Below are 16,582 nucleotides of genomic sequence, written 5' to 3'. Positions count from 1 at the left end.
GCAGATGGATATGCCAAGGAGACGAGACTAAATGTCTCGTCGGGGCAAGCGAAGGTGGAGGCAATGAGAGGACACTAAATGTGTCCTCGAACCGGAACCGGAGCGTAAATATTAAGTTATTACATTGATAAAAGAAGTTTCTCTTTTGGGCGTTATCCAATAGTAGGATCGACAAGAAATCGGTACCTGCGTGCATTTACAATTGCGGGTAAACACTTGAAAAGCCAGACATGAGGGCTGCAAGTGTATTAAAATAGCCGATTGAGTAATAGGGAGTCTCGTGGTTCAGCAAATGGATGTTTTCGACGTAACGATTATTGGTGGCGGACCGACAGGTCTATTCGCCACGTTTTATGCAGGACTCAGAGGTCTGAAGACCAAAACTATTGATGTCCTTTCCGAATTAGGCGGACAGCTAACTGCTCTCTATCCTGAGAAGTACGTGTACGACGTAGCTGGACACCCGAAGATTTTGGCCAAAGACTTAGCCAAGAACCTTGCCGTTCAAGCAGGACTCTTCAAACCATCAATAGCATTGGGCGAGAAAGTCATTGGCTTTGAGCGCATTGACGGCAATATTCTCAAGCTAAAAACAGACAACGGTCAGGAACATTACACCAAGACAGTTTTGCTCGCTCTAGGTGCTGGCGCTTGCGTACCGAAGAAGCTGGATATCGATTACGACCACAGCTTGGAAGGTAACTCGGTTTATTACGCCGTTAAGAACAAAGAAAAGTTCCGTGGCAAAAATGTTTTGATCATCGGTGGTGGAGACTCTGCCGTTGACTGGGCCAATGAATTTTCTCAATTGGCCAACAAGGTGACCTTGATTCACAGACGTGATCAATTCCGTGCAGTGCAAACATCCGTAGAAGAAATGTACCGCAACAAAGTGGAAGTAAGAACTTTCCATGAAATGAAGCAAATAGTTTGCAATGGCAAACAGACTCTCGAAAAAGCCGTGTTGTTCGACAACCGCACAGGCAAAGAAGAGACAATTGATTGCGATGCCATCATCGTCAACATAGGCTTCGTTATCAACCTGGACTTCCTGAAGAGCTGGGGCATGATCATGGAAGGCAACGCCATCATTGTCAACGAGAAGATGGAAACAAACATTGCCGGCGTCTATGCTGCTGGTGACATTTGTGCGCACACTGCCAAGTTGAAACTAATTGCCACAGGCGCTGCTGAAGCTGCCACCGGCATCAACTTCGCCTGCACATACATCAACCCGACAGCGAAAGCCTTCCCGGGACACAGCTCCAATCTCAACTTGAGCATCTAAGCGGCAGGACTCAGCTTCTTCGCTGGTAGATTCAAAAGTCGCGCGGCGTTTGCTGAGGCGACTGCGGCTAACTCGTAGGGAGTTAGCGCTTGCTCGACTTGCTTGAGCGCCAGTCCTTGTTTGAACAGTGGAAAATCAGAGCCGAATATCACTCGATGCGATCCAAGTGTGTCCACAGCTCGCCGGATGATGGTAGACGGCTGCCAGGACGTCTCTACGTAGACTTTGGGGTACTTGCGCGCCAACTTAAGCATGGTCCGCCAAGACTCCCAGCCGATGTGAGCTAGCACGAAATTGATCTCAGGAAATTCTGCTAGAAGAGGTTCGACTGCTTTGGCGTCGTTGCATCCGTTTAGTCCGGCAAGCGCGCCAGTTGGAATGTGGCCGGTGTGGATGAACACGGGCAAGTTATGTGCTGAAGCAACTTTCAGGACATCTCTAGTCTTGTCCAGGAGTTCGCCGCAGTTATAACCTCCAACCAGTGGATGCAACTTAAGTCCACGCACCGCACCGGATTCAAGCAGTTGTTGGAAGTATCCGGCAGGATCTTCCTGGTTGCGATGTACGGAGGCAAAAATGGAGAATCTATCTTTGTGATTGGCAACAAGTTTGATCAAGTTTTCCGTTACGGTTAAAGGCTCCAGCGATGAAATAATTGCGTGATCAATACCTTGTGCATCCATGCTTTTGAGCAGATAGTTGAAGTCGTGGGTTTTGAAAATGCGAATCGCTTCAACCAATCCTAGATGTCCACAAAAATTGTAGACAGATCTAGCTAGCTCATGACGAAAATTGAAAGAGACGTGTCGCATGAAGTCACTGAAGTGCGGATCGCTTAAGCGCAAAAGCCGCTCCACGAAAGGACCATGTTGCTTAATGAAGTGGTGCTGGCAGTCTTCGGCAAAATAGGACTCGAAGTCGGCTTGGCTGACTATATGAGTGTGAAAATCAACTATGTAGAGACCATTGCGCATTGCTTATTCCATTAAGTCCCTTATAACCATCCTAGCCTAATAATGCCCAGGATTTTGCTATGCTGAGATATAAACGAAGGGTTTTTAATGATGGACGACCGCCGCACATCTACAAAAGAACTATCCAAGAACGCTCTCAGGGTCTTGGAGAAGCGCTATTTGCTGACCGATGAATTAGGTAAAGTTGTGGAAACTGCCGAGGGGCTTTTCCGTCGCGTGGCGAAGGCTCTGTCCTCGATAGAAAGCCGTTTTGGCATGGATGCAGTGGAAATTGCCGACCTGGAAGAGGAGTTTTTCCGGGTTATGAACGAACATAAATTTCTGCCTAATTCGCCGACGTTGATGAACGCCGGTAAAAAGTGCGGACAATTATCAGCCTGTTTTGTCTTGCCTGTGCCGGATTCATTGGAAGGCATTTTCGACACCTGTAAAAACGCTGCCCTCATTCACAAAACAGGCGGCGGCACCGGATTTGCCTTCAGTCGCTTGCGTCCTTTAAATGATCCAGTTTCAAGTTCGGTTGGTGTTGCTTCCGGACCGGTTAGTTTTATGACCGTGTACGATGCCGCCACCGAAGCTATTCGTCAGGGTGGTACCAGGCGTGGTGCCAATATGGGTATTTTACGCATTGATCATCCAGACATTGAGCAATTCATTACCTGTAAAAGAGAGACAAGCAGACTAAACAATTTCAACATTTCAGTTGCTGTAACTGACGAGTTTATGCAAGCGGTAAGTAGTGATGGTGATTTTGATCTGGTGCATCCCGGTACAGGCGAAGTTGTACGCACTGTGAAGGCAAAGCATCTGTTCGACCTGATAGTGGAAAATGCTCACGCCACGGGCGAGCCGGGAATTGTTTTCATAGATCGCATAAACGCGCTGGATCCGCTATTTCAAGCGCTTGATGAAAATGGGCAAGTGCTGCCTGGCACGGAAGACATTGAAGCAACTAATCCTTGCGGTGAACAACCACTTGGGCCGGGCGATGCCTGTAATCTTGGTTCTATCAATGTCAGCGAATTTGTCGATGAGAATGGCAGTGACTTCAATTGGACAGAACTTGCGCATATGGTGCAAATTGCTGTTCGTTTCCTCGACGACGTAATTGAAGCCAATCACTATCCAATGCCTTTCATAGAAAAGGCGGCAAAAGGCAATCGTCGTATCGGCGTCGGTGTAATGGGATTGGCGGAAGCGCTAATTAAAATGAATATCGTTTACGACTCAGAAACGGCCATTCGCAAGGCTGAGGAGTTGATGTCTTTCATCCAACGTCACGCTCATGAAGCTTCCGGCAGGCTAGCTGTCGAACGCGGAAATTTCCCTAACTGGGCGCACAGCAAATGGCACAAGATGAATGTACCGATGCGTAATGCTACAGTCACGGCAATTGCGCCGACTGGTACCATTTCCATAATTGCCGGAACATCATCCGGTATAGAACCTCTATTTGCTGTCTGTTTTATTCGCCGTGTTCTCGGTGGTGAAGAACTTATTGAAGTGAATGAATTGTTTGAAGCAATCGCGCGCAAGCGTGGATTCTATAGCGAAGATTTGATGCGTCAAATCGCCGCAACCGGCACGCTGGAAAATGTGCAAGGAGTGCCCGACGATGTGAAACGTCTTTTTGTTTGTTCGCACGACATCGATTATTCCTGGCATTTGAAAATGCAGGCGGCCTTTCAGAAATACACCGATAGTGGAGTTTCAAAGACTATAAACTTCGCTCATCATGCAACAAATGATAATGTGCGTGAGGCATATCTAAAGTCTTGGGATCTCGGACTTAAGGGAGTTACGGTATACCGCGACCAGAGCCGTCCGGCGCAGGTTTTGAACCTTGGCTTAGGCTCCAGTCTTCCCCATGGAAACAAGCGTTTTTGCGCCCCTGGCGAAGAGTGCGATGTATAATATCTATGCTCCGGCACTGCCGAGCCAGCGCCTTCGCCGCTAGCCAGCAACCGACGCTCCACAGCGGATTGCTCTGTCGCAATCCTTTGTTCCGCTAGTACTGGTTTCATCAAGGGGAGTACAACATGTCTATACTTGTTGATTTTGAGATAAGACGAGAAGTTGCTGAAGGACGTCTTGTAATTGAGCCGTACGAAGACAATCTTGTCCAGCCGAACTCCTATGACGTTCGCTTAGCCGATCGTTTTTCTTTCTATGACGAATCAGAGACGGTTATTGATCCTTTCGATTCAAAAACAGTCAGTGAAGGCCTCGTTCACGTTGCTCAAGAAAGTATTGTTTTGAAACCACAAGGCTTTGTGCTTGGCGCAACACTCGAGCGCTTCACTTTGCCGCGTGACGTTGTTGGACAAATTACAGGCAAATCCAGTCTTGCCAGGCTCGGTGTTATGGTGCACGTCACCGCCGGATTTATCGACGCCGGCTTTAGCCATCCACCGGCAACAATTACTTTGGAAATAGTCAACGTAGGCAATAGACCAGTGCGTCTGCATGCCGGCATGCCTATTGGTCAAATGGTCTTTACGCGTACGGCTCCTTGTAAGGTCGCCTACAACGAAAAACCAGGCGCGAAGTACAACGGTCAGTCCATCGCCGCCCACAGCCTCTATTTCTTGAATAAGAAGTAAAATCTCTTTTTCGTTTGTCATTGTAGGAGCGCATTGCATGCGCCCGCTTTGATTTAATCTGATCCATGGGAATTCTCCCCCTTACTGGGGGAATTCACGAATTTACCGGGCGTCCGCACACCTTTAAACTTGCCTAACACCAGTAAACCGTGGTTCCGAGAGGTCAGCAAATGGGTGAAGGGGAACTCCAAGGCAACGAGAGCAGAGGCAACAAGCGCCCTGGCGAATTACGTTGGCCCGGATCAGCCGATGATGTTCATCAAGCTCAAGGCACTCCTGCACAATCCGAAGTAGACAGTCTTTACGGACGCTCTGGTATACAGAATCAACAACCTTATACAAAGCCACCCATGAAGTTTATGGAAGGCGAACAAAATCCATTAGTACCCGATACCAAAGGTCGTGTTTGGGAAGAAGTAGATAGCACTGGTCGCGTTCGCAAAGTGCATGGACGCCCACACTGGCAGTTGCCTGCTCCGATGGCTACGGATCAAAGCCAGACCATGGAAGACAATGCGCGTGCTGCTGAAGAACGTGCACGTAGAGGTAATGCTCCGGCAGGTCCAACGCCTGATGATATTGAACGTAAAAGAGCAGAAAACAGATTTAACGCTATCCAACAGGAAAAGCGCATCAGAGAATACACCGATTGGGCACCCAACGTAGTCGGCAATGACTGGATGGGTGGACTTGGCTTTGCCACCGCCGTATTGCTTTGCAGTCGTGGAAAAAATGTTCCTGAAACACTTGCTCGCATGGTTATGGGCTTCGGCTATGGTGCCGCAGCAACAGGCGCTATGCAGTTTGGATTCAACGATTTCGGGGATGGTTTTTGGTCCAAGCACGGCGGCGAGTTTAAATGGTTTACGGATGGTGTGCTTGTTCCATTAACTTACACCGTTGCAGCAAAAAGCAAACCGATTCAACGACTAGTACTTGGATCAGGGAAACTGCTCTCGAAAGATACCGCGATCGGTATTGGTCTACCTATGGCTTTGGGTGGTTTAGCTTCGCTTGTCGGTAATGGTATGGATAAAGCCTTTAAGACTGAGGATAGAAATCCAACTTATGCTACCTGGTGTCAGCAAGGGGGATTGGATTCCGCTGCTGTGGCTCTGGCGGGTGGTGGTGCCTATCTTTTAAGCAATAGAAATCTATTGGTGGGTGGTGGCGTTGGCATCGCTGCATGGTTCGCAGCTCGCAAGGCGAATGAATGGAGCCCGCATCCAACTCCTGCCAATCAATTCGACAAGTCGCTTGTGTCTCTTGATGCTTTGCAAAAAACAAGAAGCACAGAAGCGATGGAAGAAGCCGTCAGCCAGTTGAAAGAATTTGGTAACTTCGGCAGAACAGATGTATTGAAGAATCCTTGGGATTTGCAACATCCTTGGGAGATTCCAGGCAATCTTCATGACCAATTTGTCGGTCGCACTAAGCTTAGAGTTAACAACGTATCAACAGCGCCCGAACTTTCACTTCTGGCAAATGTCTATGGTGACTCCCAACATTGCAAACCTGGTTATTCAGGTACGGTCGCTCATGCTGCAGTAAACTTTGCAGCAGGCGAAAGATCCTTGAAATGGGGAGCTATAGGCGTCGAGAAGTTGCTTGGCGATTCAGTCGGACAAGATACACAAGTGGATTTGGGTGGCGAAGCGCTACGAAAATTCATAAATGCTAGACGTGAAATTGATCAGTGCATCGACTATGCCCAAAAGCATGATGGACAAATTCCAGAAGGTGAACCTGATGGCAAGCCGATAAATGCGGCTGAAGAAGTGAAAATGCTCACCGCTTTGGGTGATCGTGTTGATCACGCTATGAGCGAAGTGTTTGGACCGCACGAAAAGTTGGATCAAGTCATTGATGACGTTAAAAATCGTCTTTGGACCGGTCACGTTGACGCGGTAAACGAACTAAGAGCTGATGTTAAAGAAAGAGCCAAATATCCAAAGCTTAAACATGAGCTAACACCAAGATTGCAAGCAAAGCTGTGTCGTGATCTAGCCCTGATGGATCTGGCATATGCCGAACTCCATATCGAGAGCAAATTGAAGTTCAATTCAAGCGCTACAGGTGAAAGTGCAAAACAAGTAGCATTTCTAACTTCGGAAATGAAACCAATTGAAGTCTACTTTGGCGAAACGATGGCCGCTTTGACTTGGGCTAGAACTAAGATGACTGCCGATGATCCTGCTCAAGCCGACTTGAAGCGCATAGCTGATAGAGCATACGCTTTGTATCAGAAAGTCAAACAAGCAGGACTACCCGAAACAGCCGTAATGGGACACCATTTGCAAGATTTTCTCGACGGCAAACTTTACGACATTGGTCCGGATTACACAAGCGATGCCGCCAACCGTGCAGCCATTAGAAATGGACGCAATCCAATAGCCGATGAGTTGCGCGAGTACGAAAATCCACCGCAACAAACAGATGCCGATAGACAAAGAGACCAGGCTGCTGCTGCTGAGACTCAGCGCGAACAACAGGCTGCTGATCAACAAGCTTCGCAACTAGGCGACCAGAACAATCAGATGCAGCAAGCAGAAATTGACTACGCAAACCGCAGAGATGCTTATGCTCGTTCACACATTCAAGAAGAGATTGCCAAATTCAAAACTACAGGCAGAGTTCCGACTGCTGCAGAAATAGATGGCATATATGACTCTTTAGTTGATCAATTTGACTATTTGGTGAAAACTGGACAATTGAAACTTGATGCAGTTGATCCAAATACTTCCAGTCAAGCTCCAGCTCAGCAGCCGACAGCTGCTGCGCCGGTTCAACAAGCTCAACCACAATACAGTCAACCGCAAGCAAGCCAAACAATGCTTGACCCTAGAGCGGAAATGGACGCGCGAGTACGGCAGTTCATCTCAGCCAACGGTAGACGTCCGTCTGTTGCTGAAATGAGAGATCTAGCGCAAGGCTTATCGTCCACCAATTTCAAAATGTATAACCGTCCAGGTGTAAATCCGAGTCAGCCCCATCCACAGCTTGCTCCACAGGAACCTGTGCCGGTAATTCACCAGGGCACACCTGACCAGCAATAGTTGGTAGCTGACACTGACAACTTCTGAATTGAACTAATTTCCCACTTTTACGTATTTATAGTGGGGGGTTTTTATGCCTGACGTTAGACAATTAGTCTATAGGCAACTAGTCGTGCTCATGGCGCTTCTGGCGGTCGCCGGAGCCGCACTTTCTAGTTTGGCAGCGCCATTTTTCTTTGTGGCGATTGCTATCTTGACAGGTGCTGCCCTGGGGCTTTTGTGTCGCAGTTGGAAGGCGGCGATTATTCTTGGATCAATTCCTCTGCTGTTTTGGTCGTATGCAAATGTGCGACAAGTAAAGCCTCACGTGGACAGTAGTTGCGTATTCGTTCGAGGAGTTGTAGAAGAGCCGCCTGCAGAGTCAGCCAATTGTTCGCAGATTGTGGTTAGCAGTTCGACTGGGCGATATTTGATACGTTTTTCCGGTAAATTCAATTTGCATGTCGGCGACAGTATTGAAGCAAAGGTGCTTTTGGACAGGCCGCAATCTTGCCAGCCTTGGGATTTTAATCGAACGACATATTTGCGTAAGTACGGTGCTCAGCAAAGTGGCTGGCTTGCTAACGATTTGCGCGTGGTTAATTCTGAGCATAGTTGGTGGGATCAGTTGAAAGAGTCCGTCGAGAATTCGCGCAAGAATTTGGTTGCCACTCATCGTAAATATCTGGGCGATACGGAAGGCGCGCTGCTTACTTCAATGGTCATTGGCGATCGGGCAGTCAATTTGCCTAATGAATTGACCAGACAATTTCGTGATGTTGGTCTTTCGCATGTGTTGGCTGCTTCCGGATTCAATCTGACAATTGTCACAGGCTGTACGTTGTTTCTTGTGCGACTGGCGGTAAATTCGACATGGCTCGGAAATATTGCTTGCTTTGCTACTATGCTGTCTTTTGTGGTCATGGCTGGACCGTCACCGTCAGTTTTGCGTTCGGCGCTTATGTTGTGTGTTTTGCTTTTGTATCGCTCATGCTGTCGCCAGGCGTCTATGCCGATTGCTTTGTCGGTGGCAATTGTGGCTGCGATAGTTCTTGATCCGATGTGTATTGCCGACGTGGGTTTTCAACTATCGTATATTGCAACGACGGCAATTATTTGCGGTGTTGAGCCGTTGCGACGTGCATTATTTCAGACGAGAAATTATTTTGGTATTGCTGAAGCTGTCTCGGTAATTATCATTGCTCAGATGGGTGTGCTGCCCTTGCAGCTGTATTATTTTTGGTGCTTGGGATTGTTCTTCTTGCCGGCAAATCTCCTTGTGGCTCCGCTGGTGCATTTAGTCACGCTATGCGGATTTGCCTCGTCGTTGCTTGTTTTAGTCAATCAACTAGTAGGTTGGCTTGGTGGTGTTATTTGGATTATGGACAAAATTATTTGGTTTCCGTTGACGGCCATTCTGATTTGTGTCAAGTACATGGCGTCGTTTGAACAAGCCAAGCTCGTCTTGGGAGCGCCAAGCATTTCGTGCCTCATCTTTTACTATTTCGCTTTTGGGCTTTTTCTTTGCACTCTTAAAATCGGTCGTTGGCGTATACAATCTACGTGTATGGTAATTCTGGCAATCGGTCTGCTTGGCTGGCACCCGGCTTCTTCCAGCGTAGTAATTGTGCTTTTCAAAAATGCAGTGGCTGTACTTGAGCCTGATCATAATGCGCATGTGCTGGGAGACACAGAGTTGCCGTCCTTGAAAAGATTTCTGCTCTATCATGGTTGTCGAATTTTTTGCGCGGATAAAGGCGAATCGATATTTATTCCGCAGGGCAAAACAACTGTTGTAAGAATCGATGAACATAACGTTGGAGAGGCAAAGTTCACAGATGAGGGAATTGACTCGCTAATAGTTTGTCTCAAGGGTGCGCGATTTAGTTATCTTGTAAATGGACTTTTGGCAAATGAGCAATTTGGTAGGTGCCTTGAGCGTTGCAAGACGGTTTGGCTCGTTTTAGATCGTGGCATTAGCAAAAAGGCAGAGTTGGCAATGGCAAGAAAGCTGCCAAGTTGCGTTAAAATAGCCAAACGCGCTGGCGAGAGTTTGGTTTTTGAGGCTTTAAATGGGTCCATCCAAATACGAAATTGAAGAAGCAATGGCAGTTGAATGTCTGTCGCGAGACAATGGCGTTATTGTCGTTCCGACGGATACGACTTACGGACTTGTCTGTCGCTTGGACAGACTCAATGGTATTGAGCGTATCTATGAATTGAAAGGTCGCGACCGCTCGAAGCCGCTGATTATTCTTGCTAGTGATACGAAGTCGATACTGCCGTTTATTGACGGAGCGCAAGAAGTTGTACAGACACTTGGCGAGAAGTTTTGGCCGGGGGCACTGACTATCGTAGCAAAGGCGTCTGCGCGCGTGCCTAAGGAAATTATGAGTGGCGGGACTACTGTTGGCGTGCCTAAGGAAATTATGAGTGGCGGGACTACTGTTGGCGTGCGAGTACCTGAGCATGGCGCCTTGCGCGCGTTGTTGGCATTGCTGCCCAATGGCGCTGTTGCCAGCACAAGCGCCAACTTGTCGGGTGCACCCACTCCGAAGGTAATGGCTGAGGTAATTGCTTCGCTTTCGGATAAGGTAGATTACCTGATGCCGGATTGCGGCGAGCCTCCGGCTGGCACGGAATCGACCATTATCGATGTAAGCGGGACAGAGCCTAGAGTGCTACGTGCAGGCGCGCTGCCGGCGGCAAGTCTTCTTTCTGCGTTGTCGTTGTAAGCTGGCTATTTGCCCATCGCCGCGAAGTAGACGGCGCAGGCGTGGTCTAGGTATTCACGTGAAAGACGTGGTGGTGCTTGCAGGAAGGAGCAGAGGTTGATTACCTGGTCGATCACGTCGCGTGGGTGACAGCAGCGCATCTGGCGCTTGCCGCTTCTGTACTGTGTCTCGATTAAGTAGTTGACGGCTTCTTCATTGTATGGCACGCCGGTCTTCTGGCAGTACTGCAAGAAGATCCATTTGAATTCGTCTTCTGTAGGGTTCGTAATGTGAATCTTGTACGGAATACGTCTTAGAAATGCCTCGTCAACGAGATCCGACGGATTCAAGTTTGTTGAAAATACAATCAACTGCTCGAATGGAATTTCCAATTTCTTGCCTGTGTGCATGGTCAAGTAGTCGACGCGTTTTTCCAGAGGTACAATCCAACGGTTGAGTAGTGATTTGTGGTCAATTCTCTGTCGACCAAAGTCGTCTATTAGGAGCAAGCCGCAATTGGACTTGAGCTGAATTGGCGCTTCGTAGAGTTTGGTTGTGTAGTCGTACTGTAACTCAAGCATGTCGATTGTAAGTTCACCACCGACGACTACGCATGGACGTTGAATTCTTACCCAGCGGTGATCGTAGTCTGCCGGGTAGTTGCCCGGTGAGACTTCCTGGTGGCTGTGATCATCATAAACACGAATGATTTGTCCATCAATTTCCACAGCGTGTGGAATGAAGATGTGACCTTTAAAGCTGCGTACAATACGTTCAGCAATTGATGTTTTTCCATTGCCGGCTTCACCGAAGAGGAACATACCACGACCGGCGTTGATGGCCGGACCGATGGCGTTAATTGTCTTGCGGCTGATCATGATATCGGAGAAAGCTACTTCCAAGTCACGTGGTGTAACCGCTTCTCTTCTAATTGTTTGCGCTTTAACTGACTCGATGTAGGTGCTCCATGGTACAGGGCAAGCACCAACATAGGAGTTGTAGTCAAAAGCAGTACGTGCTCTGTCGCGTCCCTTTTCGGTGGGTGTGTATTCATAGTCAGCCAAACCACCGGCGGTGCGTACTTCAATGAGCATTTGCTTCTTGAGTGACTCCAAAAGCTCCTCGATGAGCTTGAAAGGCAACATCGTACGGGCAGCAATTTCGCGCCCGAGTGCGTAGTTGACCAGGTAAATGTCCTTGAGCAGCAGTTCTTCCAAAAAGCCTTGTTTGAGCCCTGTATCCTCAATAGTATTTGGATAGGGTGGAACGAATTCCTGTTGCTGTGTTCTTATCTGTTGAACCATAACCTTGTCCCTGGTTTAGAAGCTGAGAGTACTCATGCTTTCTATTTACCTGAAAATGGCAGGTATTAATCATTTTTGGACATATTTGTTGGCTTTGAGGGCGTTTTCCCTTTGGCTGATAATGCCAGGAACCGCCGTTGGGCTAGGTTTTGCACGACTTGTTGATGAATCTCGCCTGCCAGAGGTGCTAAATCCTTCATGTTATCAGGCGTCCCGAAACGGCTTTCTGAGTAGTCATTTGCAAAGTCATCTATTAATTTCGGTAGATCTTCAGCGGCAACAAAAGGTTGCGCCGCACGAACTTTATCTGATAGTTCGTCGGCTGTGTCGGAAGGTGAGCGGCGAACTTTTAATTTCTCCAGATCGCCCAATACTTGCAGGTAATCGCGAGTGGCAAGACGGTAGTCTGAAGATTTGGCTGCCGACTTGAGCTGCTTGTTCGTCTGACCACGCTTATACATTTGGTAGAAAAGCGAAGCCATAAGGGCAACCGAAAGTGCCGAAGCAACCGGCCACAGAGTCTTCGCCAACCAGTGAATGATAGGACCGAAAGCAATTGCTACTGGTACCAGTAGTTTCGATAACGCCGTACCTATCGAGTTGAGGAGTGCTTTTACCTGTGGTAAATCAATCAACTTTTGTGTGAACGATGCGAGTTGATCCAATAAATAGTTGCCTGGCGATGAGCTTTTTACCTCCGGCAAGCCTGGCAACGGACCGCCTGGTGTAGGATCAAAGGGCATCCAGCCGACAGTAGGAATAAAGACTTCCGCCCAAGCATGGGCATCCAACATTTTCACTTCCCATAGTCCGGTAAATGGATTGTACTCACCTGGTGTAAAGCCCGTTACCAGTCTGGCCGGAATTCCTTGAGTGCGACAAAGGACAACAAATGCGGAGGCAAAGTGTTCACAGTAACCTTCTTTCTGGTCGAATAAAAAGTCGGTGACCACGTCTTTCTGCTCGTCGGTTGGTGGTATTTTCAGATTGTATTTGTAGGTTCGCTGGAGGAAATAGTTAATGCGTTCCGCTTTGACGAAGCTGTTGCCTGACTCGCCCACTACTTCTGCTGCTAGTGCTCTGACTTTGTCCGGCAGATTGACAGGCAGTCTTAAATAGTTTGAGTACCTTTTGTTGATGCGCTGAGCGGCTTCTTCGTTGAGCTCGCTCATTTTTCGCAATTGGCTTATGTTGAAATTGGGCACCAGTGAAAATACCGTGTACATTGTGTCATGTTCCATCACCGACGGACTGCGCAATGAACCGTATTCGTCAACCGCTATGTTGCCGGATGGGAAATACAGTTGATATGGTACGGCTGCAGCCAGAATTAGATTAGGTTGATCTGATTCGAGATAGAAAACTTGTCCTGTGTCTTGTGAACGAGTTCGTGACGGAAAAGACAAGAAAGGCAGAGACGAGAGCACAATTGCCGAGCTTTCGCCCGCGACTCTGGTAATGGTGGCATTTGGTCTGCTCATGGTCCAACGGTGACCATCGTACCTGTCAAACGCCATTCCTCTCCAGTAATGTCCCGCACGGCTGCCTACGCGCACGACGACCTGATCAGAGAGGAGTCCGCGATAATTCAGATCGAGCTGCTGTGAAAAGCCATAGTAGGCAAGCGGATTTACTTCGAGACTGCCATCGGCTCGGCGATGGTGTGTAAGCAGTGGATTGTAGATTCTGTCTGCGCTTGGTAAGCGGAGTGTAAAAGGCAACGACAATCGAATGTTGTGCATCAGTCCGAGGTTGAATTTAGGAATACATAGGAAAAGCCCTATGCTCAAAAGCGGAATGGTGGAGAGCATAGCGATTTTGGAGTATTTGTTTGGCAGCGACAATCCAAAGAGTGTATCTTTGCCGAGCATACTCACCGATTGACTTTGAATGGCGTGTTCTGTCGAACGGGACAGGCAGTCGAGATAAAACATATAGGTGCCGAAGGCCATAAATGCCACCACATACAAGGCGAATGTGAGATCTCGACTTAAGGTGGCAGCCGATGTTACCAGTGTCAGTCCGACAAGAGCCGAAACATTCAAGCTTCGCCTTGTTGGCAAGTCGAAGCAGTGCAGTGCCTGTAGGGCGATGAGCATGTTTGTCAGAGGTTCTCTGGCATCGGCTACGTTTAGTTTGATTCGATAGAGAATCTCTTCTATGAATGAGGCAAAGACAATGAGAATGCCCAAAATAATTGCCCACTTTATCCAGGTGTTGCGCTTGTGTCGTCTTGTATAGCTGACAAAACTGCCAATGATTGTGCCTGCTATGCCAAAAAGGGTCAGACCCGGTGGCGTATTGGCCAATTGGCTGGCCGCCAAAATACCAACCATAGCCATAGCTGCAGTAATAGTTCTGAAACTAAGGGAGTCTTCAATTGGTGATCGTGGCTGGCTCATGTTGTCTCTATAGGTTGGAGAGATCGTCCGCGTTGAATATCAAAGATCGACTGGCGCGGTGCAGTACTGTAGTTGAAATTGTTGTGCTGAGGTCCGGTTTGTGAGGACCGTTTTCTGTTGTTATAGAACCGACTTCAATGAGATATAAATTGTTGCGTGGCTGTTCTTCGAAGCCTGATGGACTAACTAAGACTAGCGTACGTTCGCTGTCAAAGGCCGTTCTTTCAAATGGATGACGTCCTTGTGAACGAGTAGCTGGTTTCATCGACGTTATCCGTGCCAAAACCTCCATTTGTGTGCTCAATCCTGCAGGTAATGCCGGAAGATTCAATTCTTCGTATGCACGCTCGGGTAGTATCGTTAGTTGTGGCGATGTGCCTAACTGCATTCCTAGCGTCAAAAGTGACGCGCAGGCAGTGACTGCCAGCTCGAATTGCTCTTCTGATTGCCACGGTGCTTGTAAGTCGATTGCTACATCGAATATTGGCAGTCCTTCGGTTTCGTATTCGCGCACCATCAATTGGCCGAGTTTGGCGCTTGAGCGCCAGTGAACATGTCTTGGGCTGTCTCCGCGAACATATTCTCTTATGCCGCGAGTGAAAGTTGATGCCCTTGTTGATCTGTTAGAACGTGAGGAGCCGGCAGCGCCGGCGGCCGAGTGAGGCAATCTGTAAAGGAAAAATCCCTCGATTGGCACGACGCGTGGATAAACAGTAATGGTTTGTATGCTTGCCGGTGTCACCAGACGTTTAAACCAGACAAATCCCAGTGGGAAACTAGTCTCAATTTCCACGGTGCCCAAATTGAACACGCCCCGTTTCAAATCTCGAATGACCCAGGGAATGTTGGCGTTGTTAAGCAAAGACTCGATAAAGAGCGGCTTGTTGATCAGCTTGCCACCAGGAAATAAGTACTTAACTCGCAACCATTGTACAGGCATGCGCCGCGCAATTGCCGAATGTAGTCCTAGGTGAATGGTAACTACTAGATTTTGGCCGGCAGTTGCTTTGTTGCCGGCTGTTTGGTGTACAGATATAACTGTCAGTATCAGCAAAGGCAATATGCACGAGAGAATTACTGAGGCAAGCACTGATGCGCTCATCAGGTAAATCCAGCCGCAACCTACGTTTCCTGCTATGAAAAACAGAGCGGAAGCCAGAATAATCATTACGAAGAAACGTGCGGAAGTACGATAGCTTAAACGATCGCCGGGTTTGGTTGAAGGCTGACTAGATAGGGACCGCAACCTGTTCAATGATTTGATCAATGATTTCAGCATGGCTAACCTTGTTGTCTTTTTGCCGAGGAATGATGCGGTGACCTAACACTGATGGGGCTAAGAGTTTGACGTCGTCCGGTTTGACGAAGTTGCGCCCGCTAAGCAGCGCCGTTGCCTGTGCCGCACGCATCATCAATTGGCTGCCGCGAGGACTTACGCCAAGGACGATGTGTGAATTGTGTCTGGTGGCATTAACAAGATCGACGATATAGCGTTGAATTGACTCGTCAACAAACACTTTGTTGACTAACCGTCTGGCTTGTAATACTTCTTCTTGTGTTAATACCGGTGTTGCTGAGAAAGCATCCGGTTGCAATGTCTTCTCAAGCATTGTTACTTCTTCATCGGGCTTAGGATATCCCAACGACAGGCAAAGCATGAATCTATCGATCTGCGCTTCAGGCAACGGGAATGTGCCGTGATATTCAATCGGGTTTTGCGTGGCAATCACGAAAAACAACTCAGGTAATTCTCGCGTTTCTCCGTCTATCGTCACTTGCCTTTCTTCCATCGCTTCCAGCAAGCTTGACTGTGTGCGTGGAGTGGCGCGGTTGATTTCATCTGCCAGCAGAATGTTCGTAAAAATTGGTCCAGGCACGAAATTAAATGTGCCTTCCTTCTGGCTATAGATGCTCACGCCGGAAATGTCCGAAGGTAATAGGTCTGGCGTACACTGTACGCGGGTAAAGTTGGCTGCCACAGACCGGGCTAAAGTCTTTGCCAAAAGGGTCTTTCCAACCCCCGGGACGTCCTCCAAAAGGACGTGTCCCCCTGCTAGAAATGCTGTGACGGCAAGGTGAATGGAACGCGACTGCCCGACAAGAACCCTATTGATGCTCGCCACAAGCTCTGCCAGTTTGGCATCGAGATTTTTAGGTAAGGTTTCCACTGTGACCATGCCACTCCTGGATAGAAAGCCGTCATAGCCGCCATGGCAACTGCCTCTACCCCTATTGCGGTTATGCCCGTTTATATAGTCATTA

11 protein-coding genes are annotated in these 16,582 nt (G+C 48.2%); 6 read left to right on the top strand and 5 right to left on the bottom strand.

All coding sequences use genetic code 11. From position 1 onward, the window contains the following. Positions 1-280: 280 nt before the first annotated feature. Positions 281-1,288: an NAD(P)/FAD-dependent oxidoreductase gene (locus tag K2Y22_05615; GenBank protein MBX9877917.1), complete on the top strand. Its 1,008-nt coding sequence runs from the start codon at positions 281-283 to the stop codon at positions 1,286-1,288. Here K2Y22_05615 and K2Y22_05610 read toward each other — a convergent pair. Beyond that, positions 1,285-2,262, bottom strand: coding sequence for an amidohydrolase family protein (locus K2Y22_05610; protein ID MBX9877916.1), 978 nt, complete (start codon positions 2,260-2,262; stop codon positions 1,285-1,287). The two genes, K2Y22_05615 and K2Y22_05610, sit on opposite strands and share 4 nt — an antisense overlap. A gap of 87 nt (positions 2,263-2,349) precedes the next feature. Here K2Y22_05610 and K2Y22_05605 point away from each other — a divergent pair, with 87 nt between their 5' ends. From K2Y22_05605 to K2Y22_05585, 5 genes are all read left to right on the top strand, one after another. Continuing rightward, entirely contained in the window at positions 2,350-4,176 is a 1,827-nt protein-coding gene (locus K2Y22_05605) for an adenosylcobalamin-dependent ribonucleoside-diphosphate reductase (protein MBX9877915.1), read from the top strand. Positions 4,177-4,301: 125 nt separating this feature from the next. Beyond that, positions 4,302-4,865 carry a dCTP deaminase gene (dcd, locus tag K2Y22_05600; protein ID MBX9877914.1) on the top strand — a complete coding sequence of 188 codons (564 nt, stop codon included), beginning with the start codon at positions 4,302-4,304 and terminating at the stop codon, positions 4,863-4,865. A gap of 170 nt (positions 4,866-5,035) precedes the next feature. Next, positions 5,036-7,921, top strand: coding sequence for a hypothetical protein (locus K2Y22_05595; protein MBX9877913.1), 2,886 nt, complete (start codon positions 5,036-5,038; stop codon positions 7,919-7,921). A gap of 73 nt (positions 7,922-7,994) precedes the next feature. Continuing rightward, a complete protein-coding gene (locus tag K2Y22_05590; protein MBX9877912.1) occupies positions 7,995-9,998 on the top strand; it encodes a ComEC/Rec2 family competence protein in 2,004 nt (667 codons plus the stop codon). Next, positions 9,973-10,635, top strand: a complete 663-nt coding sequence (locus K2Y22_05585; protein MBX9877911.1) for a threonylcarbamoyl-AMP synthase — start codon at positions 9,973-9,975, stop codon at positions 10,633-10,635. The genes K2Y22_05590 and K2Y22_05585 overlap by 26 nt, the downstream gene beginning before the upstream one ends. A 5-nt stretch (positions 10,636-10,640) precedes the next feature. Here the strand turns inward: K2Y22_05585 and K2Y22_05580 are convergent, their stop codons facing one another. The 4 genes from K2Y22_05580 to K2Y22_05565 form a co-directional block, all read right to left on the bottom strand. Beyond that, positions 10,641-11,918, bottom strand: a complete 1,278-nt coding sequence (locus tag K2Y22_05580; GenBank protein MBX9877910.1) for a hypothetical protein — start codon at positions 11,916-11,918, stop codon at positions 10,641-10,643. Between the two features lie 65 nt (positions 11,919-11,983). After that, complete coding sequence (locus K2Y22_05575) at positions 11,984-14,320, bottom strand: transglutaminaseTgpA domain-containing protein (GenBank protein ID MBX9877909.1); 2,337 nt, start codon at positions 14,318-14,320, stop codon at positions 11,984-11,986. A gap of 7 nt (positions 14,321-14,327) precedes the next feature. Next, positions 14,328-15,422 carry a DUF58 domain-containing protein gene (locus tag K2Y22_05570; protein ID MBX9877908.1) on the bottom strand — a complete coding sequence of 365 codons (1,095 nt, stop codon included), beginning with the start codon at positions 15,420-15,422 and terminating at the stop codon, positions 14,328-14,330. 127 nt (positions 15,423-15,549) lie between these two features. Continuing rightward, positions 15,550-16,497 (bottom strand): MoxR family ATPase, encoded by a 948-nt coding sequence (locus K2Y22_05565; GenBank protein ID MBX9877907.1) that lies wholly within the window; start codon positions 16,495-16,497, stop codon positions 15,550-15,552. Between the last annotated feature and the right edge of the window lie 85 nt (positions 16,498-16,582).

It is taken from the genome of Candidatus Obscuribacterales bacterium (genome assembly GCA_019744775.1).
Classification (GTDB): domain Bacteria; phylum Cyanobacteriota; class Vampirovibrionia; order Obscuribacterales; family Obscuribacteraceae; genus SBAT01.
This window is presented reverse-complemented; position numbering and strand designations above follow the sequence as displayed.